This is a genomic window from Ulvibacter sp. 2210JD10-4, from assembly GCF_058148525.1.
In genome coordinates this window covers 631,248-657,845 of sequence record NZ_JBYVJZ010000001.1, presented here as the reverse complement: position 1 = coordinate 657,845, position 26,598 = coordinate 631,248, and the positions used below count along the sequence as shown (strand labels likewise).

The following is a 26,598-nucleotide window of genomic DNA, read 5'->3' as shown; positions in this document are numbered from 1 at the left end:
CAATAAATAAGAGGTGACAACTACCTTTTAAAGAAGATAAAATCGGTACTTATTGGTGTGACCCCATTACTTTTTAATTCAGTCATTAATTGCCCCCTGTGATAGTTGCTGTGGTTGATAATATGATATAAGATATCCTCTATGCGTCTATTAAAAGAATCCCCTTTGGTATTTTGATACTTACAACTAGCATTTAAATCAGTGTTCTCAAGAATACTAAGACTATGTAAGTGACTTTCCTTATTAAGTTCCTGCAATTCTTCAATTTTGAAGGTATCCCAAACTCCCTGTTTGCAGGGGATACCAAGAATACGGCTGTTCCAGATGTTTTGTGCGTTCAAGGTATGACTAATAAGTGTCTGCGCTCTTTTTGTATATGCTTGTGGTTTAGATTTAATAGTATCGATCATACGCTGATTACAGTCGTAATTGTATTGAAACTTATCTTTAAAAAAATCTTTCATTTTTCTTTATAAAGTTGACCTCTGTTTGGCTTTAAGGACACTCTCAGTGTATTCATATGTTGCTTTTCCACTACCAGATATGCGATGTGATGCATAGCGGTAATTTGTTCACTTCCCTGAATTGTATTTTGCAGGCCTTCAGCTATGGCGAACTCTTCCAGGTGTTTGGCGTGATGTTGTGCAATGGGAGCTGCATTGGGACCACGAAAGTCCCAGATCATTTTAATACGTTCGGTCATTATTTACCTTCTACAGATGTGCCATTTTCTACAAAATTTTTAAAATCCTGCAAATACTTCATGGACTGTTTTTTGAAAGCGCCCGGCATTAACCAACCCATCATTTTCATTCCAAAACCCTGAAATTGAAATTCGGTTTTGGAAACCCATTTAGTAGTATTGGAATCAACTTCCTGAAAAAAGTTTTGCTGAATGTTATGTACCCCTTTTGTATCGTAAGTAGCGTGAAACTCTTCTGGAAATTTATTTTTGAGAATGGTTTCGGTGAGTACCAGATCACGTTTTCCCATTTTGTATTCCAGTTTCATTCTGGCTCCCTCGGCTTTTGGGGAGCCGCTTAAAATTTCATAACTGATCAATCCTTGTTGCCAGTGTTTCATATTGTCCGGATTGTCCAGTTTTTTTATGACTTCTTCACGAGGCAGGTTGATGATGATTTCAGATGTATATTTCATCTCTTCAGTTTTTAGGTTTTTAGTAAAATGCTATTGACCATTAGAAATACTTAACTTATAGACAAAAATTCGGTATGGCTTATCTCATATATATAGCTACTGCAAGTTACATTTTTTTGATATAATTTGTATGTACCGGAATACATGTAAAATCCGCAAGTCTAGTCGTTAAACCATAATATGCACAAAATAAGGCTTATTTCTAGCTCTGAAAACCATTTATGATTGAAAATTAGTTCGGATATCCACTAAAATTGGTGATTATTTAGCGAAAGAGCGCACGTTCCCTATATGGTTACACTTAACGAAAAGATTTTTTGGTAGTTTTTGTTTGTGAATAGTTTTAGGCGATTACTTTTCCAAATAGAACTTACAGTTATAAAGTGAAAGATGAAGTTCTTTAACCTGAATGTGCTTTTTACAAAATCTACCTTCTTACTGAACCGATTGATTATATAGGAGTATACGATGCTTGAAATAGCACTTACTATCATAAACACCAGATTCTCATTTAGGAATGAAAAAGGTATGCGTTTCCAATTAAAATTATTTTTAAGGTCGTCAAAATTACGTTCTATTGCCCCACGTTGATTGTAGAAGTGTAATGCCTTTTTAGGGGACATTGATTTGTTATTAGTCAGAATTGTATAGTAATGGTACTTGCCTTTTGTTAATATTCTCTTTACTATTGCCCTGTATGCCTTTGTACTATTTACAAAGGGGTAGTACTCCATTTCACCAACCTCGTATGTAAATCCCTTTTCGGTCACCTTTTCCCAGTTGGTTATGAGTTTTACCTCGGATTTTAAGTAGTCGGTAGTATTTGCTCTAATGAAAAATTGAAGTTCGTTGCTTTCTAGTGTGCGTATAATGCTTTGTTGAAATGCAGCGGAATCGCTACGGAAATACTTTACCTCGATACCTTTATCATAAAGTAAGTTCAGGCATCTTATGAGTGTCTGTTTCATCTTGTACGATGCTGGGCTGTTTCCGTTCCTTGCTTCTATGTAAACAGGGGTTTTACCAATGAACGCAACCCCAGGCTGATACCCCTTTACTTTTTTATAAGTCCATTTGGAATCGTGCTTTTCGGTTTCGATTATTACGTTGTCATAGTCCAAAGTATCGCCATGTATAACGTTCAGCTTCTTTGCAATATCAAGCATTAAACCATTTAACCGCTTGTTTACGTTAAATTCATGCTCTACGTCATTATTCGATTTATAAGTGGTTAATGGTGATGCCAATGAACGAAATATGCCGGATACCCTATCTGGTGAAGGGTTTGCTAAATCCGGTATGCTATGTAAATGCGATTTTAAAAATACGGTGTCTTCCAATCTTTCTGCACCGCATAAATTTGAATATATCCAATAAAGTAATATATCGCTGTAAGAATAAGTTGCCTGTTTAACCCTTTTCCCAAGAGCTTTATCTATAGTGGTAGCCACCTTTTTATTTCGCATTTCATTGATTACGAAATTTATACCACCGAAGGGGTTTACCTTCTTTGAAGATGTCTTTAAATTACCTGACGACTAACTTCATATTGAAATTTTAAATTTAAAAGGTGAAAAAGATGATTTGCGCTTAAATTTAAGTTTCGTATCTTTACCTTAACATTATGATAAATAGTGGACCGCATCGGAATTGAACCGATTTGCATGGGCTGTCAAAAACCTCGCAATCGACCTGAGCGGCCCCTATTTGTATAAGAATAACCAGTAGTTCGCGCTACTGGTTTTCTTGTATTAATCATATATGTATTTCTCTTTAACATTTCCGTTTTCATCTGCCCAACCCTTTAGTGCGTAATGGTTTGTTTTTACATGAGGTAAATCCAACAGGATTAGTTCTTTGTTTTTTACCATCCTAAATACTGCCAAGCGTAATGAGTTATTGATAGTTTCTAGATCTTCCTTCAATTCTGGCTCCTCTTTAAAAAGTATTTCCAACATTCCATTGATTGATAAAATCATCCCCTCTTTTCGGAGACAGTAAATCGCCTTTTGCTTTAATGGGTCATCTTTACTGTACAAAAGTCTAGCAAACCTCCTTTTAGGGGATATTGCGTCAAGAGCAGTTTGTATCTCTTTACGTTCCTTTTCCAATTTTCCAATCTCTGACTCGACTTCCTCAAGACGTTCTTTGAGTAGTTTCTTAGTAGGACTATCTTTGATTATTATCTTTCTTTTTAGCTTCATACTTAATACTTCAACGTATTACAAAAAGTATTACACAATATTACAAAAAACTTTTAAATTTTACTAATTTACACCTTAATTTTGACGAAAAAACACCGTAAATGCCTATATTTACAGTACAAAATGATAAAATTATGACATAAAATATTGATTAAATATAGAAGCGTTTACTTGTAGAGTTTTCAAAAACGACCAATTTTAATATATGCACTACTCAAGTAAGTTACCCTTCGTCTTAAAGGCGTGGGCGTTGCTTATTAGTGCATTGGTACTTGGTCGTACCGTGAGAACTGTAGGTGATGTTCCACGCTGTTTTTATTTAGTAATGTTATTGAGGAACACAATAACGCTAACTAAAGGCAAAATGAAAATTTTAATAGTATTCCTAGTTGTGTCCTGTACACTATCAGCACAAGAACTTACAAAAGTTGAATTTGAAAAAAAGATCATCGAGTATTTAGAAGAAACTAATCTTGAAAAAGAACCGCTTAAAAGGGTTGATGAAAATGGTGATACATATTATACGTATGAACCTGATTTTTTACCCGAATATAAAACCAAAGAGTTCTATATTCCAGAGACTAAGAAGGAAAAGTTATATCGCATACTACATGGTCGCTCCCATCCTGATTATATAAAAAGAACTGTTAACGACCCTAGATATAAAACTATGGTAAAGGAAGAGAAAAAAGTTACCTTGCTCCGTGCAAAGTATAAGGAGATTATCAAACGAAAAAAAGACTCTCTTAGAAACATAGATACCAAGAAACGTGATTCTATAAGACACGTGAATTATTTGATAAGCCAGAGGCGTTATGATTCTATTAGTAACGCTGAACAAGTGGCACGTAAGAGGTATATTGATAGTATAAAAAATTCTCGCAAAAAGAGGAATTAATTAGCTTTGTAATAAAAGTTAGTTATACCTATGTTTATACTATATAATTTAAACCTGCGTATTTTACAATACACTATAAATTTTGTGAAAACGTTAGTGTTAACAAACTTGTGTAACAACAGCTTTTTGTTATTTTTGTGAGGTTTATATCTCAAAAATAAGTTTTAAATATGTATAGAAAATTAACGCCACTTTTTTTACTGTTTCTTTTTACATTTTCAGCAATTTCTCAAAAGAAAAAAGATGTTTTACTTACTATAGATGAGACTCCTGTCTATACTTCGGAATTTATTAGAGTTTATAAGAAAAACCTCGAATTGGTTCAGGATGATTCTCAGAAAAATGTTGAAAATTACTTAGAACTGTTTATAGATTATAAGCTGAAAATTGCTGAGGCATATCAACAAAAGTTACATGAAGACAATAATTACAAAAAGGAATTTTCAAAATATCAGGAACAACTTTCCCGTAACTATCTTTATGAAGATAAGGTGAATGATGACCTTGCTATGGAAGCATATCAACGAGGCTTAGAAGAGATCAATGCGTCCCATATTTTGGTGTTTACAACTTTTGATGATCTGCCTCAGGATACTCTTGCTGCTTATAATAAAATTGAAAAGATACGGGAACGAGCTTTAAAAGGAGAAGATTTTGAGAAACTGGCTAAAGAAACTTCAGAAGAACCTTCTGCAAAGGAACGCGGTGGTGATCTGGGCTATTTTTCAGTTTTTTCTTTGGTATATCCTTTTGAAACAGCAGCGTACAATACACCGGTTGGAGAGATTTCTGAGATTGTAAGAACACAGTTTGGATATCATATTATTAAGGTGCTAGACCGTAGAAAAAGAATGCATGAGCTTACAGTATCCCATATTATGCTCTCGGACAAAGCAGACTCTACACGAACGTTTGATCCTGAAGAGCGTATAAAGGAGTTACATAGTCTTATTCAACAAGGAGAATCTTTTGAAAACCTGGCAAAACAGTTTTCTGATGACAAAAGCTCTGGAAAACGTGGAGGGCAACTCAATAAATTCAGTAAAGGAGACCTGCGATCGGAAGAATTTGAAGAAGCTGCATACGCACTTGAAGCTGCCGGAGATGTTTCTGAACCTGTAAAAACAAATTTTGGATGGCATCTTATTCGTTTGGACGAAATACATACGATCCCAACTTTTGAAGAAAAGAAAAAAGATCTGTTACAAAGAGTTCAGGATGCAAGCCGTTCAAAAATTGTGACCAACAAGGTCAATAAAAAAATCAAAGACAAATATGGCTATACCTACAACGGTGCATATAAGTCTTTTTTTAAAGATTATTTAAAAGATGAGGTGTTGCAAAGAAAATGGGTTTACGATACACTCTCTAAAGAACAAGACAAAATGATCTTTACTATTGGAGATAGAGCGTTACATTATAGTGATTTTGCAGAATATATTAACGAACGTCAACGCAGGACAAAAGCTTATAAAACCAAAGAAGGCTTAATTAATGGTATGTTTGACGAATTTGAAACCTTAGAATTAAAGAATTACTTCAGAGACAGATTAGAGTTTGAAAATGAAGAATATGCCAGTATAATTACTGAGTACCGAGACGGGTTACTCATTTTTGACGTAATGGATAAAAATATCTGGGGTAAAGCAAAGAATGACTCAATAGGTCTGCAAGCGTTTTACGATGCCAGAAAAGAACAATATGTCTGGAAAAAACGAGTTGATGCTATTATAGTTTCAGCTACAAATAATGCAACGGCCCAAAATGTTAGTATGTTGTTAGAACAAGGTAAAACAGAAGAAGACATTAAAAGTCAATTAAATACCAAGGAAGAAGTAAATGTGATCATTTCGAATGGAGTTTTTGAGATAGACCAGAGTGACCTTCCTGAAAATTTTGAAGTAGTTGAAGGAGTTTCAAAAATATATCCTGTAGACGATTCTTTTGTTATTGTAAAAGTAAAAGAAATCATTCAGCCCAGCATAAAGACCTTAGACGAAGTGAAAGGGAAAGTATTGAGCAATTATCAAAACCACCTCGAAGAGAATTGGGTAAAAGAGTTGCGAAAAAAATACGAAGTAGATGTCAATAAAAAAGCCCTCAGAAAAGTTATCAAAGAATTGAGTTCTTAATGCGCACCATAGTTATATTCTTTTTTTGCATTTTTCTTTTTGTCTCCTGTGACTATTTTAAAAGGGATACCGAAAAAATCCCGGTTGCACGTGCTAATGACACCTATCTATACAAAGAAGACATAGAAAAACTCATTTCCGAAAGCACTTCAAAAGAAGATAGTACACTCATTGTGAGCAACTATATTAACCGTTGGGCAACCCAGCAACTACTAATTAATCAAGCAAAGATCAATCTTTCAGAAGAGAAACTTGCTACTTATGACAGACTTGTTCAGGAATATAAGAACGACCTGTATACAGAAGCCTATAAAAGCACTATTGTATCACAGCAATTGGACAGTACCGTTTCAGAAAGTGAATTAGCAGATTTTTATGAACAGAATAAGAATAATTTCAAACTCAATGATGTGTTGCTAAAGGTTAGGTACATAGTTGTAGATGATAATTATTCGAACATAGCTGCTACGAGACAAAAGCTTGACCGTTTTAATGAAGAAGACAAGACCGATCTGAGTACACTTGGTATTCAGTTTAAAGAATTTAACTTTAATGATTCTATATGGGTTAAAAAAGAAGCCCTGGTAAATACACTACCCGTTATAAATGGTAACGAGGAACAAGTGTTAAAAAAATCTAATTTTACACAATTACAAGATTCATTAGGAGTATATTTGGTGAAAATTCAGGATATTTTAAACCCGAATGATATTGCACCACTTTCTCATGTTAAACCAACCATAACGCAGATCATTCTCAATAAAAGAAAGCTGGAACTCATAAAGAAACTTGAAAAAGATATTACTAAAGATGCTATTAAAAACAAAAACTTTGAGATCTATAGAAATCAATAGCCTCCTTTTAGCGCTATTAATGATAACCTCAGTATCGACTTTTGCACAGGATGTGGTTACCGTAGATAGTACGGGTGTGGCAAAAAGCAATGAAAACAGTATAACGGATGTACTTCAAAAAAAGGATACAGTAGTGCCTTTTAAACGTTATAAAGCTGAAGGTGTAAGCGGGGTAGTGGGTGATTATGTGATTTTGGACAGTGATATTGATAAAAGTTACCTGGAGCTTGATGCGCAAGGTATTTCCACAGACGGGATCACACGTTGTCAACTATTCGGAAAATTGCTGGAAGACAAACTGTATGCCCATCATGCAAAACAAGATAGTATACTGGTATCTGATGTCGAAATAAACCAACAGATAGAACAGCAGTTACAATACATGATTAGTGAATTAGGAAGTGAAGAAAAAGTAGCCAGCTACTATAGAAAAGATGATATCGAAAAACTGCGTAAGGACCTGTTTGAAGTAAATAAAACACTTAGGCTGGCAAGCGATATGCAACGTAAGGTAGTTGAAAATGTAGAGGTTACCCCGGAAGAGGTTCGTGAATTTTTCTTCTCTATCCCGGAAGACGATCGCCCGGTATTTAGTGCCGAAGTGGAAGTTGCACAAATCATAATTGAACCCGAGATTACAGAAGAAGCAAAACAAAGAGTAATAGACAGATTAAGTCAAATGCGGGCAGACGTTGTAGATAATGGTGCAAGTTTTGCTACAAAGGCTGTATTATATTCAAAGGATGGGAGTGCGGCAAAAGGAGGACTAATTCCCGGGATTAAACGTAACTCGCCCTATGCTAAAGAATTTAAAGATCAGGTTTTTTCACTATTGGAAGGTGAAGTGAGTGAGCCTTTTGAGACCGATTTTGGTTATCATATACTATATGTGGAAAAAATCAGGGGGCAGGAGGTAGACGTAAGACATGTGATCTTATTTCCTGAAGTTTCTCAAAAAACAATAGATGAGGCTCGAGTAAAAGTCGATTCAATCCGGGCTAAGATTGTAAGTGGAGAAATGACCTTTGCTGAAGCTGCCAGAAGATATTCAGATGAAGTAGAAACAAGAAATAATGGAGGGCAGTTGGTTAACCCTGTAACAGGCGACACACATTTTGACCTTACAAAGATGGACCCAACTTTAAGTGCTCAGGTATACAATTTAAAAGAAAACGAAGTTTCAAAAGTATACACAGACAGGGATTACACAGGAAAAAGCAGCTTCAAAATCCTTACGGTTACCAATCGATATGAAGAGCATAAGTCTGACTATGTTAAAGATTATGAAAAAATTAAAGAACTTGCACTCAAGGAAAAACAGATTAAAACCATTGGAATATGGCAAGCAAAGAAGATAAAAGAGACGTATGTGAGTGTTAATGAAGATTATCAAGACTGTGAATTTTCCAGCAATTGGGTTAAAAAATAATTAACAAAATACTTATGTCAGACGTAGCAGCAGTAGAACAATTAGTAGTAAAATATAATGCCCTACGGCAAGAAATTAAAAAAGTAATAGTTGGACAAGATGAAGTAGTAGAACAAGTACTTTTGTCCATATTCTCGGGTGGTCATGCACTACTAATTGGCGTTCCGGGATTAGCAAAAACACTTTTGGTAAATACTGTTGCTGAAGCCTTAGGACTTCAATTTAAGAGAATACAGTTTACTCCGGATCTAATGCCCAGCGATATTTTAGGATCTGAGATTTTGGACCAGAACCGGGAATTCAAATTTATAAAAGGGCCCATCTTTGCAAATATAATTTTGGCAGATGAGATCAACCGTACGCCTCCAAAAACACAAGCTGCTTTGTTGGAAGCAATGCAGGAAAGAGCTGTGACCATAGCCGGAAAACATTATAAACTGGATTTACCCTATTTTGTTTTAGCTACACAAAACCCCATTGAGCAAGAGGGAACTTATCCTTTACCCGAAGCACAATTGGACCGTTTTATGTTTGCAGTGAATCTGGATTACCCTTCTTTTTCTGAAGAAGTTGAAGTAGTGAAAACAACAACCTCCGGTGATGTTGCAATTGTAAATCCATTGTTTTCTTCCGAAGAGATCATTAAATACCAAAACCTTATCCGAAAAATTCCTGTGGCCGATAACGTAGTGGAATATGCAGTTACCCTGGTGGGTAAAACCCGTCCAAAAAGTCAGGCTGCCCCGGAGATCGTTAAAAACTATATTGATTGGGGTGCCGGCCCCAGAGCATCGCAAAATTTGATATTAGGAGCAAAAGCCTATGCGGCACTTAACGGCAAATTTTCTCCGGATATCGAAGATGTACAAAAAGTAGCAATAGGAATACTGCGACACAGATTAATTAAAAACTATAAGGCGGAGGCCGAAGGGCTTAGTATTGAAGAAATTATTCATAGCTTGTATTAGCACCTTCTTTCCTTATAAAATCCTATCTTTCTGTTTTTGATTACCTTCGTTTCATGTCGGGACACAGATCTTTTTTTAAGATAGATTATGGTCAAAGGATCTTTGGCCTGGATAGTATGCGTGCAGCAGCTATATTGTTTGTCGTTTGCTCGCATGCATTGTGGGTTTTCCCGGAAGCCGAAGGGAGCTTCGTAGAGATTCTTCACCTCATGGGTGTCATGGGTGTGGAGATTTTTTTTGTTTTAAGTGGATTTCTTATTGGGCGAATACTCTTCAGGCTTTTTACCGACCCTGAATTTAAAGAGAAACATTTCAGGTATTTTCTTATCAGGCGATGGTTTCGGACACTCCCAAATTACTATTTAATTTTACTTGTCAATGTTGCGGTAGCTCTTTACTTAGGTAGAGATCTACCAGACAGCCTGTGGAGATATTTCTTCTTCCTTCAGAATGCCTCCGACCGGATGGATATTTTCTTTACAGAGTCCTGGAGTTTACCCGTAGAAGAATTTGCGTATATCCTGGGGCCTTTGCTAATGTACGTGTCTATACTTTTAGTGAGAAGAACCTCACGTAAAAAACTCTTCTTCATAGTTACTTTACTTATTATAGGTTTCTTTTTAGCTACCAAGGTTTGGTACAATACCCAAACAGGAGGCAATTCGTTAAACTATTGGAACGAAAATCTAAAAGCAGTGACCCTCTATAGGATCGATGCTATTTACTATGGGGTATTGGCAGCCTATATTTCTCAGGTACGAGTTTCATTTTGGACAAAATATAAAGCATCGTTTTTTGCATTAGGGATTGTCTTGTTTATGGCAGTTCATTTTTATATTGCGTTGGGCCGTATTTCTCCCGAAACTCATTCTTTTTTCTGGAATGTGTTATATCTGCCACTTTGTTCGTTGAGTATTGCAATGTCACTTCCGGTCTTTTCAGAGATGCAGCAGGCACCAAAATTGATGCGGAGCTCCATAACCTTTATCAGCCTCATCTCGTATTCCATGTACCTGTTGCATTATTCCATCGTACTTCAATTGATGAAGTATAAGCTACCCGTAGCATCAGGAACGTGGCTACACAAAGGGCTTTTTTCGGTAGGCTACCTTGCAATTACGATTGTGTTGGCATATGTTTTATACCGTTGGTATGAAAAACCGATGATGGATATTCGTGACAGGCCGTTTTTTAGAAACAGGTTTAAAAAATTCTGATTATTAATTTAATAATTATTTATATCAAAAATTTAATTATTATCAATATAATTCAATAAAATTTAATATTTAACAAAAAATATGCAGTGAATACCGTATTTCATTGTATATTTTTGAATTTAGGATTTATTTTGTACTTTCGCAGAACTTAAAATCAAAAAAGACAACCATGGCATTCGATATCGATATGATTAAAAAAGTCTACTCACAAATGGCCGAAAGAGTAGATAAAGCACGTGAAATAGTAGGAAAACCTTTAACGCTTTCCGAAAAGATTTTATACAATCACCTTTGGGACGGAATGCCATCAAAGGCTTTTACGCGTGGTAAAGATTATGTTGATTTTGCGCCGGATAGAATCGCTTGTCAGGATGCAACAGCGCAAATGGCGTTGCTACAGTTCATGCAAGCCGGAAAACAAAAGGTGGCTGTACCTACAACAGTGCATTGCGATCACTTGATCCAGGCCAAACAGGGGGCTGTACCCGATCTAAAGCGTGCCAATGAAACCAGTAATGAGGTATTTGATTTCCTGGAGTCCGTTTCAGATAAATATGGAATAGGTTTCTGGAAACCGGGAGCGGGAATCATTCATCAGGTAGTTCTTGAAAACTATGCATTTCCCGGTGGAATGATGATCGGTACCGACTCACATACTGTAAATGCAGGAGGTTTAGGGATGGTTGCCGTAGGTGTTGGAGGTGCAGATGCTGTAGATGTAATGGCGGGAATGCCCTGGGAATTGAAATTCCCGAAACTAATAGGAGTGAAATTAACCGGAGAACTGAACGGATGGACGGCTTCTAAAGATGTTATTTTAAAAGTTGCCGGAATCCTTACCGTAAAAGGAGGAACAGGAGCAATTCTGGAATATTTCGGACCCGGAGCTAAAAACCTGTCATGTACCGGAAAAGGCACTATTTGTAATATGGGAGCTGAAATTGGGGCCACTACATCCACATTTGGATATGATGACTCTATGGAACGTTTCCTTAGAGCAACCGATAGAGCTGAAATTGCAGATGAAGCAAATAAAATAAGAGAACACCTTACTGGAGACGATGAAGTATATGCAAATCCTGAAAACTATTTCGATCAGGTGATCGAGATCAATCTCTCCGAATTACGCCCTCACCTTAACGGGCCGTTTACTCCGGATCTGGCGACTCCAGTTGGCCAACTTGGGGAAAAAGCAAAAACAAATGACTGGCCCATTAAAGTGGATTGGGGACTCATAGGCTCCTGTACCAATTCTTCTTATGAAGACCTAACCCGGGCTGCATCGATCGCACAACAGGCAATAGATAAAAAACTAAAGCCCAAAAGTGATTTTGGGATCAATCCTGGCTCTGAACAGATACGATATACTGCAGAGCGAGACGGCTTGCTGTCTATTTTTGAAGATCTGGGAGCTACCATATTTACAAATGCCTGTGGCCCTTGTATTGGGCAGTGGGACAGAAGCGATAGAAAAGGTGACGAAAAAAATACGATCGTTCATTCCTTTAACCGAAACTTTTCAAAACGTGCCGATGGTAACCCGAATACACATGCTTTTGTGGGCTCACCGGAAATGGTAGCAGCTATCGCTATCTCCGGCCGATTGGATTTCGACCCAATGAATGATACACTTTTAAATGAAGAAGGTCAGGAAGTACTGCTGGACGAACCCCACGGAATTGAATTACCGCCAAAAGGCTTTGAAGTGGAAGATGCCGGATATCTGGAACCCGTGGCAGATGGAAGTGCCATTGAAGTGAAAGTAAACCCCGCCTCTGAAAGGTTACAGCTCTTAACACCCTTTGAACCTATTAAAGATGCCGAGTTACAAGGTGTAAAACTATTGATCAAAGCTTTTGGAAAGTGTACCACAGACCATATTTCTATGGCCGGTCCCTGGTTGCGTTTTAGAGGGCATTTGGACAACATAGCCAATAATACATTGATAGGAGCAGTAAATGCGTATAATAAAAAGACCAACTTTGTAAAAAATCAATTGACGGGTGAATATGGTGGAGTACCGGATGTACAGCGCGAATACAAAGCTGCCGGAATTAAGACTATTGTTGTGGGAGATCATAATTATGGAGAAGGGTCTTCCCGTGAACATGCAGCGATGCAACCACGCCATCTGGGCGTTGCAGCTGTACTGGTAAAATCATTTGCCCGTATCCACGAAACCAACCTGAAGAAACAAGGAATGCTGGGACTTACCTTTGTGAATGAAGCAGATTATGACAAGATCCAAGAAGACGATACGTTCAACTTTACCGATATTGCTGATTTTGCTCCCGGAAAACCATTGACCATCGAAGTAGTACATGCGGATGGAAGCAAAGACATCATTATGGTAAATCATACATATAACCAGTCACAGATAGAATGGTATCGTGAAGGATCTGCCTTGAACCTTATCAAAAAAGAAAATAATGCCTAATATATTGCGCATTCCGATAATAAAAGCTCCTGATCTTCAGGAGTTTTTTATGCTTAAAAATGATCGGCTATATATTTTTTTAAAATCGAAATATCCTCTTTTGAAGTAAGGTCCGGAACATGTTCTTTAAATGGAATAGCTTTTACTGCTTTGGGAAACGAACTACACATATTCAGGACTGCAGTGGGTAATTCTTTTTCATTTCTTTCCGGATGTATAGGACACTCTTTTAAATACGGAAAGACCTGAGAGCCGTTCAGCTTCCATAAATTCATACTCACCCTGAATTTTCCGTCATTGTCTTTATAATTAGAAACTTCTGTAGCAGAAGGTTTTTCAATGATAGTTGTCAAATAATTTTCAGTGTCTGCAATTGCCAATGCAAATTTCGAGATACGTTCCATAGAGAAATCCAATCCCTCCCTGTCATAGCTGATAAAAGCATTAGATGCTTCCGTTTTTCGAAGCGCTCCCATAGCTTCTGCCGAATATAAATTATCACTATTACAAACGGTAAAACTTTTCTCCTGTAAATTTGGATACTGCTCTAAAGACTGTAATAAAGCATCGGCAGTACCAAATGGTTTTTGATGACCTTCGGGAATGAACTGGGTTGCATAAGAGATATGTAATCCTTTGAAGTCATTTCCATAAAGATTTTTAAATGCATCTGCCTGTTCGCTTATTACCAGGAAGATATTCTTGTACCCGGCTTTTTTGGCATTCAGCAAAAGATAATCCAACAAGGGACGATTGTCTTTTCCCAGTCCGATAAGAGCCTTACTCTGCGAATTGGCGTTTTGTATTTCTGCTTCGGAAAGTGTTGAATTGCCGGCAGACCGCTTCATTCGTGAAGAAGCTCCGGCTGCTAATATGACCAGGTTTTCATGCATATTATTTACTGTGTGTTCCTGTCGTTACTGTAACCTGACATGCCGCTTTGGCTCCAGCATTTAAAATAGTATTGCAAATAGCTTCTTCTTTTCCTTCAGGAGCTATCACAACAATGCTTCCACCTCCTCCGGAACCTACGATCTTTGCTCCATATGCCCCTGCTGCCAATGCAGCATCTATCATGGTATCAATTTCAGGAACAGTTATCTTTAAAATATCCTTTAAAATAGAATGGTGTTGCGACATAAGTTGTCCGACCTTTTCAAGGTCAATAGTTTCTTTTTCAAATTCCAATAAAGCTTCCTGAGTGATGGCATGATTTTTAACTGCTGCATAAAAATAAGGTTGCAACTTTTCAGGAATATATCTTGAAAACATATCTATTTGTTTGACAGTTACTTTTTCCAGCTCAAAATTTGAAATATGTTCTTGTATATGGGCAATCGCTTTTAAAGTATTTTCTTTTGCATTGTAAAGAACACTAATTGTTTTTTTAGCTACTCCCGAATCTCCTAAAATGAGTCCTTCTAATGAATTTCCAATGGTTCTGATTGCAAAGGGGACTCCTGTTTCTATAAACACAATGCTCCCAATACTACTGGTATATTGATCCATTTTGCCACCGGGTTCGTTATGTTCCAACACTTCGGCTTCATAAGCGAGTTGCCCTATAAGTTTTTTAGTGATGGGTTGCTCACATCCAAATGCTTTCAGTAAAAAATGAACCCAGGCAACTACAAGCGCTGAAGAACTGGAAACTCCGGAATTTATCGGAATATCTCCTTTTATGGTAATGGTGTATCCTTTAGAAGGAAAGCAACCGTAACGCCTTACTACGCGAAGGGCAGAAGCAAAGTAATCGCGAGGTTGCAGGACCTCAAATGTTTCGGAAATTGGAATGATTCTTTGTGATTCAATATCCGGTAAAAAAATATTGAATTTGTTTTCTGAATTTGTTTCAGCAGTAAGTACAATCTTTTTGTTGATGGCACAGGCGATTACAGGAAGCCCTAAGTAATCCTGATGATCCCCAAAAAGGCAGACCCTTCCCGGAGCGACAATGGTAATACGATCTTTATTTTCTGAAATCACTAGGACTAATAGGTATCTTTTATCCAGTTATAAGGCTGTCTTTTTACCCAGTTGCCACGTGTAAAGTCCGGAAAATCCTGAGGTTCACCATTATTGGCGATCGATACTTCAGAAAGCGGCGTGATCGCACTCCAGGCAGCAGCATCGTACACATCTAAAGGAGGGGCTATGTTTTGTTTTGCAGACTCTACAAACGCATGGATCACAAAGAAATCCATTCCTCCGTGACCTGCGCCCATCGCTTTTTCACCATATTTTTGCCATAACGGATGGTCATATCTTTCTAACCATGAGGTTGCTTCATCCCAACGATGTGAATTTTCAGCTTTATCTTCTATATAGATTCGGTTACCGTCCACTTCCCAGATGCCTTCACTTCCCTGTACCCTGAACCCAAGGGAGTAGGGACGTGGTGAGTTACAATCGTGGGTAACGATAATGGTTTCACCATTAGCAGTTTCGATCATGGAAGTAATAATATCTCCCTGTCTGAATTTTAGTTTTGCATTGGGATGATCCTTTCCGCCATGTTTTACAATATAATTATGCAATCCAACTCCTTTTGAAGCCATAGAGGTCATGGACACGAACCTATTTCCCCGGTTAATGTTACACATAGTAGCAATAGGTCCTACACCATGGGTGGGGTAGACATCTGCATTGCGGAGTAGGGAATGTTGGGTTCTCCAGGCCGATTCGGAAATTCCTTTTTCACCAAATTCTACTCCTTTCCCGTAGGCGGTCTTGCCATCATTGAATTTCACAAAACGAAGGTCGTGTTGGTAGCCACATCTAAAGTGGAGTAACTCTCCAAATACATTTTCACGTACCATATTGAGCACTGCCATGATATCCCTGCGGTAGCATACGTTTTCGAGGATCATTAAGTGCGAACCTGTTTCTTCGTGAAGGTTCACGAGGTCCCAGCATTCTTCCATAGTATTGGCAGCAGAAACTTCCAGCCCGGTGTATTTCCCGGCAAGCATAGCATCTTTCGCCATACGGGCATGCCATAACCAGGGAGTGGAAATAATGACGGCATCCACTTCGGGGAGTTCCAGAAGGTTCTTGTAGTCGTATTCATCCTTAGCAAAGACCTTTGGTTTTTTTTGCCCGAATTTTTTGATCATTTCCAAAGCGATCACATTTCGCCTCTCATCAACATCACAAATGGCAACTACATTTACATCATCCCGCAACAGTACATTATTCAAGTGATTAGTCCCTCTTAACCCAACTCCAATGAGGCCTACATTCAATTTTTCTTTAGAGGGGTTTAATCCGTTTCCAAAGGTGAGTTGAGGTGCCAGTGTGATTCCGGCTCCAACAATCGCCGTTTTCTTTACAAAATCTCTTCTTGAATTCATGTTTTTGGTTTATGAGTTGCTAACAAATTTAGAATAAATTTAAGCATTATTATAGCTTCTATTGTTAGCTTTACAAAACGATACCTACTATTTATCAATGAGAACTTTTTTGAAGAAAAATTGGGGTAATTTACTTTTTCTCGCAGCTATTGCGTTATTGATCATTCCGCAGACCCGGATGCCCATACAGGTTTTTGTACAGCGGGTTATCGCTTTTAGCCCTTCGGAAATTGACGTAGAGGAAAGGCAGCTTCTTACCGATTATGATTGGCGTTTGGGAACTTTGGAAGCTGACACTCAAAATCTATCGCAGTCTGAAGGTAAAGTGGTGCTGGTAAACTTCTGGGCTACCTGGTGCCCACCCTGTATTGCTGAAATGCCTTCGCTTCAAAAGTTGTATGACACCTATGGTGATCGGGTAGATTTTTACTTTGTATCACCGGAAGAGCCTTCTGTAGTACAAAAATTCCTTCAGAAAAAAGGCTACACTTTCCCTGTCTATATTGAAGTACAAACCCCTCCTGAAGTTTTAAAAACGCAAACTATCCCTGCAACCTATCTTATATCAAAGAAAGGAGAGATCATTATCGAAAAAATTGGAGCAGCCAATTGGGATAGTGAGAAGGTTCATATTATTTTGGATGATCTGTTGCAGGCTGAGTAATCCATCTTTTGAACAGGCAGACCAGGTGATCCGTGAAGAACGGCTGTACTTGAATCCGGAGCTTAGAATAGTGGATATTTCAAAGAAAATGGTAACTAATAGCAGGTATATATCTCAGGCTATTAATGTGGTCTATGGAGATTCTGTTACCAATTATCTCAATGACCTGCGACTTGAATTATTTAAAGATAAATTGCAAGACAGTTTTTATCAAAATCTTAATATCGATGTGCTGTGGACAGAATGTGGGTTTAATTCAAAATCTTCGTTTAACCGATTCTTTAAAAAAAGGGAAGGTGTAACTCCTTCGGAATATAGAAATAGGATACTTCAAAAGGCTTCGGGGCCTAAATAGTTATTTCAGCTTATAAATCAGGGTAATTAAAAAATTGACAAATAAGACAAATTAAGATGACGCATAGGTCAATTTTTAATTTTATTTCAGTTGGAATACGGGATTATAGATCAACCCTATCACATTTCCCCAGGGGTCTTTTACACTTGCTACCATGAGTGGGCCACCTACACTATTTGGTTTTTCATTCTCTGTGGCTCCAACCTCGAGAAACCAATCGTAGCTCTTATGAATATCCTCCACACCCCAGAGGGTCAGGACGCTTTCTGTTTTTTGGGTAGTGGGGTTCTTTTCGGGGAGCAGCCCCAATTCGTAGCCTCCTATATTGAATCCAACGTAGAAAGGTTCGTCAAAATAAGGCTTAGTTGCGAATGCTTTTGTGTACCATTCTTTGGCCTTTTCCAGATCACCTACATGGTAGATGGTGGTTCTTAATCCCAGGATGTTTGGTGTTGCCATAGGGGTTGTGTTTTTAGTTGTAGAGTTTTATTTACTATGTTTCCTTTTAAAATATTCCATCATTTCTGTTCTGTATGAATATCTATTAGCGTTTAAAAATGGCATCCATTTACTTTCAATAACATCTCTTTTTATTGAATTAGTATGATTTAATATCTTAAAACTATTTTGCGTTAACATAGATGTTTTACTTTCAAACCCTTCAATACCTGCTTGTCCAAAAATATTACTCATACCGATGAATCTTTTCAATTCAGTTGCAGGCATATATTTAACAAATTCATCATTAGGTGCAATTGTATTATAAACACAGCCTACACTATATCCTCTATACTTTTCCCATTCAAAATTTTTATTTAAAATTGAGCCCGTTAGAATTATACTATTAAAGGTTACAGGAGGAAACTCTTCATTAATAAAGCCTTCTAGGTATGCACCAATAATATATGTTCCAAAAGAATGAGCAATTATTGAAATTTCTCCTTCAAATCGATCTTGTAGGTCATATATCCAATCTCTAAAATCGTCAACAACTTTAGACCTTTTTCCTGGCCTAAAGAGTAAATCAGGTTTATTGGTTTCGTAAGTGTATGGAGCAAAAATCCAATCTTGGCTACTAGCGATAGGTGCAATTTCCTGATTCCATTCAGCTCGGCTTAAAAGTCCGTGAATACTTACCAATATTCCTTTTTTCTCTTTTAAATCAATTAAACTACGGTCATTATAAACTCTTTTTATAATTTCAAAATCTTCGTCATTGGGGTAATGTCTTATTTCCCATGTTTTATTATTTGCATAAAGGTCAATTTGAATAACTCCAACATCTTTGCTACCGTATCTGCAAGTTGAGAATAGTTTTATGTAGGAGTCAATTAAATTAGGGCTTTCTAGAGAAGCAAATAGAATATCAAATTTTAACCCCTTTATAGAAACTTCTTCTGTATTGTTAGGAATATATCTATCCTCATTAAACACAATAACACAATCTAAATCTTTCGGATTTTTATTTGCAGTTATAAATGAACCTCCTATAAAAATTTCAACGGCTCCTCTTTCTTTTGCGTAATCCAAAATATCACTTATTGGCTTTTCGAAATTTTCACGAATTTCATTTAAGCAAAATCTATTTATAAACTCTTCACCTGAACAAATGTGTATTCCTGTTGGTAATTTTCCTTCGTTTGTAAATTCCGGTATTGTCATAATTTAATACTATTTCATTGCTGGTTAACCTTATAGCTAACGGTCTTGTATATGAAAAGTAGCGGGATTTTTACACATTAACTTTTCGGTTTATAACTGACCTTTATTTTACGTTTATACTTTCATTTTACACTTAAGCCGCTATTACTTATACACAATGTTGGGCTTAGTTATTTTCTCCGTTCACTTTATTTTCTAATAATTTAATTTGATTTTCCAGAAGCCTTATTTCTCCAATATTCGTTTTCAATCGTTGAATTTCCTCTCTAATTTCTGCATTGTCATCTTCTTCTTCAGGTTCATTTGGTTGCACAAAGTCGACAATTCCACCGTTTTGGGTAAATGAAATTAGTTTTGTAATTGACTTTTCCAAAGCAGTAACTTTGTCTCCATTTTGTTCTGCATTTAATTTTAAGTCTGCGATAGCATTTTGCAAAATTGTGGCTTTTCCTTCGTCTCTCTCTTTTTCAGCTTCTTTTTTCAGTTCTAGAGCTATCTTTTTATTCCCAAGTTTTAAGCCTTTAAGTTCCTCCACTTGTTTAAGTACGTTGATAAATCTATCAGCAACTTTTAGAGACTCAAGTAGAATTTTACTCACACTTGTTGCAAGTCCAACAATTACAGCCATTTCTATAATAATAGAACCTTTTTTTGCTCCGATTATATTAAAATCTTCTGGACTTTTGTCTTGAGCCATTGCAATTCCTCTACCTATATCATACCAAGTGGCACTTAATTTTTTAAAGTCAGATAAATTTTCAATGGACACATCATTTTGAAAATAAACTCGCATTAATACCTTATCATCTTCCACTTCTTCGCTTTCTTCTATTTCAAAAGATTTGTATAGCGTAGTTTGTAGTTCTTTAATTGTGCTCTGTGCTTTGGTAATTATATCAGAGGATTCTTTTATTTTACTTGTAGCAGTTGCTATATCTAAAGCGTTTTCACTTAGAATTTGCTCAATTTTCCTAACACCAGATTCTCCAATAAGTTCCGTAATCTCAAGTTTTTCAAGAAAGTTAATCTGTTCGAGGCTTAAAGATTGAAAATTTATTCCTTTTATGGATTCAATTAAACTTTCTTTTTGAGATTCAAAAGGAACAAGTTGTTGGTTGTTATTTCTCCTAATGTTAGCATTCATTTGGTTATAAAGTGCTGTGTATTTCGTTGGAACTCCATTGTCGATAATATTTTCAGAGAACCATTCGGTTAATTTCAGTAATTCGGTTATTTGCATTTAGTTCGTTTTTAATTAAGCCCAACGTGTTTGTGTATGATTTCGTTGCGTGTTTAAGCATTAAAGTTAGCAAATAAATCACTGATAGAAAGTCCGCGAGGACTTTCGTAAGTAGGCTATAACCAGTAATGAATTATACACGGTGTTAGGCAAAGTTATTCTAATTCCTTTAGCATTTTTTTGATTTTTAATACTTTTTTATTGACTATTAATTTGGGGTCATTATTAGTCATAAATGCGTAATATTCTTCTAAATTCCAATTCGCTTTTTGAAGTTGTTCATCGAGATTTAGTTTATCTGTGTCCTCTAATGCCTTTAGAATATTTTCTAATACAATAGAAAGATTATTATATTCTTTTCCAGCTAAATAAAACTTTGAAGCATTCAAAAAGTCAACAACACCTTCAGCGTACCTCTGAGTTTCGCAATGTGATTTTCCTTGTAAATGATAGCTCATTCCTTCCAATCTATAATAACTTTTATTAGCTTTTTTATTTAATTTTTTATTACTCTTCTTAATAGATTTTTTGAATTTTTTTTCAAATTCCTCTTCCATTTCTCTTCTTAATAGCTCTCTTTGATTTTGAAATGTTTTATTTTGAATTAATTGTATAATTATTGGGATTATTACACCAACAAGTCCAAAAATGACAGTTGTAGCAATTATCAATTTATTCCAAGCTGAATCATAAAATTCATTCACTTTTTGTAATACATCTAATGTTTCTTGTGTCATTTCTTTTAATTTTGCCTAACTTGTTTATACTGATGTAAAATACATCAGTATCTACCTATTTTAGGGGATACTATTGATAGTATTAAATTGTCTTATTACGCTAGGATCACCTACGCCAAGGCTTCGGTGATCGATGGGGAGAGTACCAAAGATAAAGGAAATGTAATAAGCTGAAAAACAAATTTGTAAAGAAGTTTGCCCGTTTTATAAACAATGGCATACAATAAAAGACCTTATATTAGTTTATAGAGCCTCAATGTTCTCCAGGATCGTAGCCAGATGATGGTCGTCATGCTCTGCAACAAAAAAGAGTACGTCTACCGGTTTCATGGGAACGTTAAGGCGCGGGTGTTGGGCCGCATGCTGTAAACTGGCTGAGGGTAAAGTTTTAAATTCTTCTATAAAAGCAGCCCTTACCCGGTGAAATTCTTCCAGTAAGGCTTCCAGTGTTTGTGCATTGTGGTCGGCAGCTTCGGTCTTGGCATTGGACATATCGGCTCCGGTAAGCTCGGGTTGTAAAGCGGCTAATTGTTGAAGTCGCCCCTGGTGCAATGGTTCCAGGTCTATCAAATGCCCGATATGCTCTTTAATGCTCCAGGTACCGTTGGGCCGGTAGGAGAGTTGTGCATCGGTCAACGGGGTACAATAGTGCTTCAATCTGACCTCTGTATCCTGTACACGGGTCATGATATTTTGTGCCCACCCCGGGTCTATGCCCAGATTAAAGACGTGGGCGGTCCATTCTTGTCGTGTTGTCATTTTGTTGCAATTATTTCTACCATCAAGGGGCAACACAAGGTTGCTCCGGGGGTGTGTTTTAGTTCTTCCAGATCGCTCAGGGCGTTGCTTAACTCTTCTTCGGTAAGGTACCCGACAGCCACCAGTCGCGGATAGTAGCTTTTATAGAAGGTCTCGGGCCATTGCCAGGTAATCTGCTCCGGCGTGGCGAGTTTGGACATCAGCCGGATATTGTCAACTTTCATTCCCAGTTCTCCCAATATACGAGGAAGCTCTCTGCCTATATCTATTTCTCCTTCAGAATCCTTAAAACTTCTTAAGGCGGCAGCAATGGCTTTCGCCAAACCGGGCTTATAGGGTTCGGTCTGGTGGGTGGACCAGTCATAGTATTCATGGATCACCATTTTACCTCCCGGTTTGAGAGCATTGTATACTTTTTGTAATACGTCTTTTGGATTGGAGAGCCACGCCAGTGCCCAGCGGCAATACATTCCGTCCAGGCTGTTAGGTTCCAGTTGCATTTCATCGAAATCGGAACAGATGGCTTCAATATTCAGGCGATGCAATGTGCTTATTCGTTTGAGCTGCTCTATATAGACTTCAGATCTGTCCACACCGATCACCTTCCCGGAGGTTCCGGTGATATACGCCAATTCTTCAGTACAAAAGCCGGGACCACATCCCAGGTCCAACAGGGTTTGCCCTATATTGAATCTTGCCAGGCGCCAACCGTGTTGCGCTTCTTCTGCCCAAACCTGATGTTGTACTCCTAAGCGGTGTAATTCTTCGGTATCGGTTCCTAAAATATAGGCATTGTTCTCTTTCATAGATGCGGTTTCAGTTTCTATAAAATTAATGAAAATTGTAAAGCAAATGAAGTTCCTTCCGGAAGGGCTATTTAAGTGTATAGAAGATGAGGAACATAGCCATTACACCTACGATCACTCCAAAGAACATGCTTAATACGATCTTTCCGGGAAAATGTGTTTTTCTGAAAAGTACTCCGTATAAGAGGTATTGTCCAAGGAAAATAACCACTGCATTTATCATTGCTGCGGTCCAACCGCTTCCTTCTTCCATCCAACCGGAACTGAAGCTTCCGCCGTTAAAAAAAGCCAATAGCAGAGCTATACTTAGGGAACTCACAATGAGTATCCAAAGCGATCTGGAGTTGGTTTTTTTAGTTAGCATACTATATGCTAACGCAAAAAAATTAATAATTGATATATACGTACCCTAAAAAAGGTTCGGGAAATTCAGGGTCGTTAAGAATCAAGGCGTAGTAATAGGTGCCTACGGGTACCAGATTTCCGGTAAATAGTAAGCCTTCCGTAGCGATACCATCCCAGAACCCGTCTTCGTTTCGGCCTGTGTGGATCAGGTTGCCTTCGCGACTGTAGATCTTCAATTCAAAATTGTCATAGACATTGAGAAGCCCTGTTATTTCAAATACATCATTGATGCCGTCACCGCTTGGTGAAAAACCATCCGGGATCCAGGGTGCGCAGTTTTCGGTTCTCAATAAAAATTCCCCTACCGTAAAGCATATTTCGTTTTCCAGACGTACATAAATGGTCTGCGGATCTGCTCCGTTCATGTAGGCTCCGGGGTCACTGATTGCATTCTCCTCTGCAACTGCATTTTCAAAAGTGGTATAGAAAGTGATCTCGTCGTTGGGATCTGTAGATATATTTTCGTTTTGTGTTGTGAGGTCGAAGGTAGCAGTGTCAAAACCTTCATCACATTTCAGCAGGTCCGGAAGTGAACCGATAGGAGGGATGCTTTCAAAAGTGACGGTAACGTCTAATTCATTGTTATTGTCATTCCATTCCAGAACGATTCCGTTACCGGTTCCGTCATCATCTACCACAACCTTCAACAGGAAAGAACCGGGCGTAGTATCGGGGAGGGTAATGACGATCACTCCGGGTTCATTTCCTCCAATAGGAATACTTTCCCGGGTTTCGGATTGCCCCAGTAGTTGACCGTCCACATAGAATGCTATGGGTGTTTCCGGCGGTAAGGGAGCTGTGGCGTCAATATTGTAAACGGTATATGCTATAGTGAGATCGCGTTGGCGGCATGCATTCAGGTCATTATCAATGGTAATGGTAGCATCCGGTAAGGCACATGCCAGCACTTCAATATTAAAATGTTCTACTACAAAACAATCGGGGTTGGAAACCCGTACCCATATCACTTGTGGATTGACCAGATTCTGATAGGCTTCGGGATTTGTAATTGGATTGACATTGTTGGTGGCATCGTCTTCAGATTCGTGATAGGAGATCGTATTGATAGGGTCGATACTTGCGGTCGCTTGGGTAAGGTCGAAGAATTCGTCACCAATTACATCACAGAGCTCCAATCCAACAATACCTTTTGTTTCCGGGAATACCAGCAGGTGAAAGTCCAGTATAAATTGATTGTTGTCCTCATTGGATTCATTTACAATTCCGTTACCGGCACCACCATCATCTACGAAAGCTATTAGTTGAAAATCGGCCGGAATACCGGAAGGGATAGATAAGTTTATGGTTCCACTTTCAGATCCGTCAATAGGCAAGGCAGTAGTGGTTGCTGTTACTCCCAGCACTGTTGCATTGGCGTAAAATGCAATGGGTGTATTGGCTGGAAGCTCGGCTGTACTGTTCACATTATAGACGGTATAAGCTACTTCTATGTCTCTGTTGCCGCATTCGGTGCCTCCAATAACGTTATCAATCTCTATGGTGGCATCTGGGAGTTCTGTATTGAGAACTGTAATCACATTGTTGATCATCACCAGATCTTGATTGGAAGTAAGGTCGATTGTGGCACTGGTATCTCCGGGTTGAATATTATTCTCGATATTATAAAAATCGATATCCATATTATAGAGCTGGTCCGATCCTGTAAAGCTATTGGTACCGTTGAATTGATTGTCTGCCGGATTTAAAGGTGGATTACTTATTATATTGCCGTTAATCTGTAAAGTCTCATTCACACTTAAAGAAGCATCTCCTTCCCAGGCAAGAAAGCCAATTTTAGCTCCAATATTATCCAGTACATTCAAATTATTGAGTTGAATGGTAAGGTTGGTATTAATTTGAGAGACGGTTTCGAGCCCGTCAAAGATGTTCACCTGATTTAAAGAGAGGGTTGGATCTTCGTAAACAACAGTTACCGCCCAACCTCCAAAATTAGTTTGATTACCACAATAACTGGCAATCTCTGCTGTGATATCAAATTCCGAAAGGGTGTAGTTTCCATTACCACCGTTTTGTATAATAGTGGTTACATCTGCAAAGGCTGCAAAATAACGTGCTAGTGGATTCAACTCGTATGCAAAGGTTCTTTCGGCAGTAACAGGAATACCATTTAGTTCAACTTCCAGATCACCAAATTCGCTGGAACCGGCCCAATACAAATAGGCTGCAATGATAGTTTGTCCCGGCTGGAGGATAAAGTCTGCGCTGCTTTCAGTTAAGATATCGCAAGGATTGTTGCCACCGGAATTTTCAGCAGTATTCAAAGTATTTCCAAAGGCAAGATAATCGTACCTGCCGTTAAATTGCTTAAATAGCTCTATTTCCTGCGCTACCATAAAGGCTGGCAAAAAAATTAATAAAAGTACTAAGCAATTTTTACAGGACTGCATGTCTCCTTGATTGACTGCTAAATATACGTAATATTTAGTTCAGCAATCCATTCAAAAATAAAAACGACTAAGGAGCTACAGGTCTCTTCTTTTTAGAATTAAAAAGGACCAGTAAATAAAAAGGAAGGTCCAGACCAGCGTAATAAAAAGGCCTAGTACCGGAACATCATAGCTCTTGGTGAATTCTTCTCCCAGTTGACTTGCCGCAGACTGTACGGCTCCCAATCTTGAAAAAGGTTCTGTAATAAGGTTGGACATAGATTCCAGTGGGAAGAACTGCATCACATTTTCGGCTATATTAGTGTCCTTAAAAAATTTCCATTTCAATAGCCCATACAATATCTTTTCAGCAATGGCCCAGATAATGAGGAAACCTAAAGCAAATGCCGAACGTTTCACCAATACGCCTAAAAATAAACAAAAGGAAAAGAATGCTACGAGTTTAACAAAATAGGCGAGCAGGTATTCCAGATCGCTGAAGATGATCCCGATCTCTTTATAATCTGAAAAACTCAGCCCCAGTATCATAGAGACCACAAAAAGGAAAACTGTAGATATGGTCGCAAATAGAATAACTGTTAGAAACTTTGAAAGTACAAACTCTTTCTTACTGAGACCATCGATAAGATTTTGTTTTAGTGTACGATAGCTATATTCGTTTGCCATCATGGAGACGATCACGATAGCGAGAAAGATCTTTAAAAGAGCTCCCATAAAGGAATTGAAATGCCATATAAAAGGGAAATTAAAAATACCCTGATCTGCTACTCTGAAGTTGACGCTCCCAAAATTAAATTCAATAGAAGCGATGAGTGCAATGAAGGTTATAAGTACAAAATATACAATGGTAATTACCCTGGCAGATTTGTTATACTTTATTTTTTGTAATTCTATATTGAGTAATCGTAGCAT

Annotated in this window: 25 protein-coding genes and 1 pseudogene; 9 read left to right on the top strand and 17 right to left on the bottom strand. The window is 37.7% G+C overall.

The genetic code is table 11. From position 1 onward, the window contains the following. Positions 1 to 20: 20 nt before the first annotated feature. The 5 genes and pseudogenes from ACY2RT_RS03290 to ACY2RT_RS03270 form a co-directional block, all read right to left on the bottom strand. Positions 21 to 464, bottom strand: a complete 444-nt coding sequence (locus ACY2RT_RS03290; RefSeq protein ID WP_490154444.1) for a DinB family protein — start codon at positions 462 to 464, stop codon at positions 21 to 23. Further along, positions 461 to 703, bottom strand: coding sequence for a hypothetical protein (locus tag ACY2RT_RS03285; protein WP_490154443.1), 243 nt, complete (start codon positions 701 to 703; stop codon positions 461 to 463). The genes ACY2RT_RS03290 and ACY2RT_RS03285 overlap by 4 nt, the downstream gene beginning before the upstream one ends. Continuing rightward, on the bottom strand, positions 703 to 1,158 hold the full coding sequence (locus ACY2RT_RS03280; protein ID WP_490154442.1) for an SRPBCC family protein: 456 nt from the start codon (positions 1,156 to 1,158) through the stop codon (positions 703 to 705). The genes ACY2RT_RS03285 and ACY2RT_RS03280 overlap by 1 nt, the downstream gene beginning before the upstream one ends. 287 nt (positions 1,159 to 1,445) lie before the next feature. Then, positions 1,446 to 2,669, bottom strand: a pseudogene (locus ACY2RT_RS03275) (IS1380 family transposase); the annotation flags it as partial. A 240-nt stretch (positions 2,670 to 2,909) separates the two neighbouring features. After that, the gene (locus ACY2RT_RS03270; protein ID WP_490154441.1) at positions 2,910 to 3,362 is read right to left on the bottom strand and encodes a hypothetical protein; all 453 of its coding nucleotides are present in this window, start codon (positions 3,360 to 3,362) and stop codon (positions 2,910 to 2,912) included. Between the two features lie 364 nt (positions 3,363 to 3,726). On the opposite strand from ACY2RT_RS03270, the gene ACY2RT_RS03265 reads away from it, so the two are divergent. From ACY2RT_RS03265 to ACY2RT_RS03235, 7 genes are all read left to right on the top strand, one after another. Then, the gene (locus ACY2RT_RS03265; RefSeq protein ID WP_490154440.1) at positions 3,727 to 4,260 is read left to right on the top strand and encodes a hypothetical protein; all 534 of its coding nucleotides are present in this window, start codon (positions 3,727 to 3,729) and stop codon (positions 4,258 to 4,260) included. A gap of 170 nt (positions 4,261 to 4,430) precedes the next feature. Further along, positions 4,431 to 6,392, top strand: a complete 1,962-nt coding sequence (locus tag ACY2RT_RS03260; protein WP_490154439.1) for a peptidylprolyl isomerase — start codon at positions 4,431 to 4,433, stop codon at positions 6,390 to 6,392. After that, a complete protein-coding gene (locus tag ACY2RT_RS03255) occupies positions 6,392 to 7,246 on the top strand; it encodes a peptidyl-prolyl cis-trans isomerase (RefSeq protein ID WP_490154438.1) in 855 nt (284 codons plus the stop codon). Before ACY2RT_RS03260 ends, ACY2RT_RS03255 begins: the two co-directional genes overlap by 1 nt. Further along, complete coding sequence (locus ACY2RT_RS03250) at positions 7,224 to 8,675, top strand: peptidylprolyl isomerase (protein WP_490154437.1); 1,452 nt, start codon at positions 7,224 to 7,226, stop codon at positions 8,673 to 8,675. The genes ACY2RT_RS03255 and ACY2RT_RS03250 overlap by 23 nt, the downstream gene beginning before the upstream one ends. Positions 8,676 to 8,689: 14 nt before the next feature. Beyond that, positions 8,690 to 9,643 (top strand): AAA family ATPase, encoded by a 954-nt coding sequence (locus ACY2RT_RS03245; RefSeq protein WP_490154436.1) that lies wholly within the window; start codon positions 8,690 to 8,692, stop codon positions 9,641 to 9,643. A gap of 53 nt (positions 9,644 to 9,696) precedes the next feature. Next, the gene (locus tag ACY2RT_RS03240; RefSeq protein WP_490154435.1) at positions 9,697 to 10,860 is read left to right on the top strand and encodes an acyltransferase family protein; all 1,164 of its coding nucleotides are present in this window, start codon (positions 9,697 to 9,699) and stop codon (positions 10,858 to 10,860) included. A gap of 169 nt (positions 10,861 to 11,029) precedes the next feature. Beyond that, positions 11,030 to 13,297, top strand: coding sequence for an aconitate hydratase (locus ACY2RT_RS03235; RefSeq protein ID WP_490154434.1), 2,268 nt, complete (start codon positions 11,030 to 11,032; stop codon positions 13,295 to 13,297). Between the two features lie 53 nt (positions 13,298 to 13,350). On the opposite strand, the gene ACY2RT_RS03230 is transcribed toward ACY2RT_RS03235, so the two are convergent. Genes ACY2RT_RS03230 through ACY2RT_RS03220 form a run of 3 tightly spaced genes read right to left on the bottom strand, consistent with a single transcriptional unit; the run spans position 13,351 to position 16,650 of the window. Beyond that, positions 13,351 to 14,190, bottom strand: coding sequence for a sugar phosphate nucleotidyltransferase (locus ACY2RT_RS03230; RefSeq protein ID WP_490154433.1), 840 nt, complete (start codon positions 14,188 to 14,190; stop codon positions 13,351 to 13,353). A 1-nt stretch (position 14,191) separates the two neighbouring features. Then, entirely contained in the window at positions 14,192 to 15,283 is a 1,092-nt protein-coding gene (locus tag ACY2RT_RS03225) for a mevalonate kinase family protein (RefSeq protein ID WP_490154432.1), read from the bottom strand. Positions 15,284 to 15,288: 5 nt separating this feature from the next. Further along, entirely contained in the window at positions 15,289 to 16,650 is a 1,362-nt protein-coding gene (locus tag ACY2RT_RS03220; RefSeq protein WP_490154431.1) for a Gfo/Idh/MocA family protein, read from the bottom strand. Positions 16,651 to 16,747: 97 nt separating this feature from the next. Between ACY2RT_RS03220 and ACY2RT_RS03215 the strand changes: the two genes are divergently transcribed. Both ACY2RT_RS03215 and ACY2RT_RS03210 read left to right on the top strand, forming a co-directional pair. Next, a complete protein-coding gene (locus ACY2RT_RS03215; protein ID WP_490154430.1) occupies positions 16,748 to 17,314 on the top strand; it encodes a TlpA family protein disulfide reductase in 567 nt (188 codons plus the stop codon). Next, positions 17,292 to 17,669 carry a helix-turn-helix domain-containing protein gene (locus ACY2RT_RS03210; RefSeq protein ID WP_490154429.1) on the top strand — a complete coding sequence of 126 codons (378 nt, stop codon included), beginning with the start codon at positions 17,292 to 17,294 and terminating at the stop codon, positions 17,667 to 17,669. The genes ACY2RT_RS03215 and ACY2RT_RS03210 overlap by 23 nt, the downstream gene beginning before the upstream one ends. Before the next feature lie 81 nt (positions 17,670 to 17,750). Here the strand turns inward: ACY2RT_RS03210 and ACY2RT_RS03205 are convergent, their stop codons facing one another. The 9 genes from ACY2RT_RS03205 to ACY2RT_RS03165 all read right to left on the bottom strand — a co-directional run bounded on the left by ACY2RT_RS03205 (position 17,751) and on the right by ACY2RT_RS03165 (position 26,598). Beyond that, entirely contained in the window at positions 17,751 to 18,128 is a 378-nt protein-coding gene (locus ACY2RT_RS03205) for a VOC family protein (protein ID WP_490154428.1), read from the bottom strand. A 27-nt stretch (positions 18,129 to 18,155) separates the two neighbouring features. Beyond that, positions 18,156 to 19,331 (bottom strand): DUF6932 family protein, encoded by a 1,176-nt coding sequence (locus ACY2RT_RS03200; protein WP_490154427.1) that lies wholly within the window; start codon positions 19,329 to 19,331, stop codon positions 18,156 to 18,158. A 166-nt stretch (positions 19,332 to 19,497) separates the two neighbouring features. Next, positions 19,498 to 20,571: a hypothetical protein gene (locus tag ACY2RT_RS03195; RefSeq protein ID WP_490154426.1), complete on the bottom strand. Its 1,074-nt coding sequence runs from the start codon at positions 20,569 to 20,571 to the stop codon at positions 19,498 to 19,500. A gap of 155 nt (positions 20,572 to 20,726) precedes the next feature. Then, positions 20,727 to 21,308, bottom strand: a complete 582-nt coding sequence (locus tag ACY2RT_RS03190) for a hypothetical protein (RefSeq protein WP_490154425.1) — start codon at positions 21,306 to 21,308, stop codon at positions 20,727 to 20,729. 243 nt (positions 21,309 to 21,551) lie between these two features. Beyond that, a complete protein-coding gene (locus tag ACY2RT_RS03185; RefSeq protein WP_490154424.1) occupies positions 21,552 to 22,067 on the bottom strand; it encodes a DinB family protein in 516 nt (171 codons plus the stop codon). Continuing rightward, the gene (locus tag ACY2RT_RS03180) at positions 22,064 to 22,873 is read right to left on the bottom strand and encodes a class I SAM-dependent methyltransferase (protein ID WP_490154423.1); all 810 of its coding nucleotides are present in this window, start codon (positions 22,871 to 22,873) and stop codon (positions 22,064 to 22,066) included. The genes ACY2RT_RS03185 and ACY2RT_RS03180 overlap by 4 nt, the downstream gene beginning before the upstream one ends. Positions 22,874 to 22,940: 67 nt before the next feature. Further along, on the bottom strand, positions 22,941 to 23,237 hold the full coding sequence (locus tag ACY2RT_RS03175; protein WP_490154422.1) for a hypothetical protein: 297 nt from the start codon (positions 23,235 to 23,237) through the stop codon (positions 22,941 to 22,943). A 22-nt stretch (positions 23,238 to 23,259) separates the two neighbouring features. Then, positions 23,260 to 25,632, bottom strand: coding sequence for a T9SS type B sorting domain-containing protein (locus tag ACY2RT_RS03170; RefSeq protein ID WP_490154421.1), 2,373 nt, complete (start codon positions 25,630 to 25,632; stop codon positions 23,260 to 23,262). Positions 25,633 to 25,761: 129 nt separating this feature from the next. After that, a complete protein-coding gene (locus ACY2RT_RS03165) occupies positions 25,762 to 26,598 on the bottom strand; it encodes an ABC transporter permease (RefSeq protein ID WP_490154420.1) in 837 nt (278 codons plus the stop codon).

Bases quoted from the DNA above. Each gene is read 5' to 3' on its own strand.
- ACY2RT_RS03290 (WP_490154444.1), bottom strand. From the start codon at position 464: ATGAAAGATTTTTTTAAAGATAAGTTTCAATACAATTACGACTGTAAT.
- ACY2RT_RS03285 (WP_490154443.1), bottom strand. From the start codon at position 703: ATGACCGAACGTATTAAAATGATCTGGGACTTTCGTGGTCCCAATGCA.
- ACY2RT_RS03280 (WP_490154442.1), bottom strand. From the start codon at position 1,158: ATGAAATATACATCTGAAATCATCATCAACCTGCCTCGTGAAGAAGTC.
- ACY2RT_RS03270 (WP_490154441.1), bottom strand. From the start codon at position 3,362: ATGAAGCTAAAAAGAAAGATAATAATCAAAGATAGTCCTACTAAGAAA.
- ACY2RT_RS03265 (WP_490154440.1), top strand. From the start codon at position 3,727: ATGAAAATTTTAATAGTATTCCTAGTTGTGTCCTGTACACTATCAGCA.
- ACY2RT_RS03260 (WP_490154439.1), top strand. From the start codon at position 4,431: ATGTATAGAAAATTAACGCCACTTTTTTTACTGTTTCTTTTTACATTT.
- ACY2RT_RS03255 (WP_490154438.1), top strand. From the start codon at position 6,392: ATGCGCACCATAGTTATATTCTTTTTTTGCATTTTTCTTTTTGTCTCC.
- ACY2RT_RS03245 (WP_490154436.1), top strand. From the start codon at position 8,690: ATGTCAGACGTAGCAGCAGTAGAACAATTAGTAGTAAAATATAATGCC.
- ACY2RT_RS03240 (WP_490154435.1), top strand. From the start codon at position 9,697: ATGTCGGGACACAGATCTTTTTTTAAGATAGATTATGGTCAAAGGATC.
- ACY2RT_RS03235 (WP_490154434.1), top strand. From the start codon at position 11,030: ATGGCATTCGATATCGATATGATTAAAAAAGTCTACTCACAAATGGCC.
- ACY2RT_RS03230 (WP_490154433.1), bottom strand. From the start codon at position 14,190: ATGCATGAAAACCTGGTCATATTAGCAGCCGGAGCTTCTTCACGAATG.
- ACY2RT_RS03220 (WP_490154431.1), bottom strand. From the start codon at position 16,650: ATGAATTCAAGAAGAGATTTTGTAAAGAAAACGGCGATTGTTGGAGCC.
- ACY2RT_RS03215 (WP_490154430.1), top strand. From the start codon at position 16,748: ATGAGAACTTTTTTGAAGAAAAATTGGGGTAATTTACTTTTTCTCGCA.
- ACY2RT_RS03210 (WP_490154429.1), top strand. From the start codon at position 17,292: ATGATCTGTTGCAGGCTGAGTAATCCATCTTTTGAACAGGCAGACCAG.
- ACY2RT_RS03205 (WP_490154428.1), bottom strand. From the start codon at position 18,128: ATGGCAACACCAAACATCCTGGGATTAAGAACCACCATCTACCATGTA.
- ACY2RT_RS03200 (WP_490154427.1), bottom strand. From the start codon at position 19,331: ATGACAATACCGGAATTTACAAACGAAGGAAAATTACCAACAGGAATA.
- ACY2RT_RS03195 (WP_490154426.1), bottom strand. From the start codon at position 20,571: ATGCAAATAACCGAATTACTGAAATTAACCGAATGGTTCTCTGAAAAT.
- ACY2RT_RS03190 (WP_490154425.1), bottom strand. From the start codon at position 21,308: ATGACACAAGAAACATTAGATGTATTACAAAAAGTGAATGAATTTTAT.
- ACY2RT_RS03185 (WP_490154424.1), bottom strand. From the start codon at position 22,067: ATGACAACACGACAAGAATGGACCGCCCACGTCTTTAATCTGGGCATA.
- ACY2RT_RS03180 (WP_490154423.1), bottom strand. From the start codon at position 22,873: ATGAAAGAGAACAATGCCTATATTTTAGGAACCGATACCGAAGAATTA.
- ACY2RT_RS03175 (WP_490154422.1), bottom strand. From the start codon at position 23,237: ATGCTAACTAAAAAAACCAACTCCAGATCGCTTTGGATACTCATTGTG.
- ACY2RT_RS03170 (WP_490154421.1), bottom strand. From the start codon at position 25,632: ATGGTAGCGCAGGAAATAGAGCTATTTAAGCAATTTAACGGCAGGTAC.
- ACY2RT_RS03165 (WP_490154420.1), bottom strand. From the start codon at position 26,598: ATGCTACGATTACTCAATATAGAATTACAAAAAATAAAGTATAACAAA.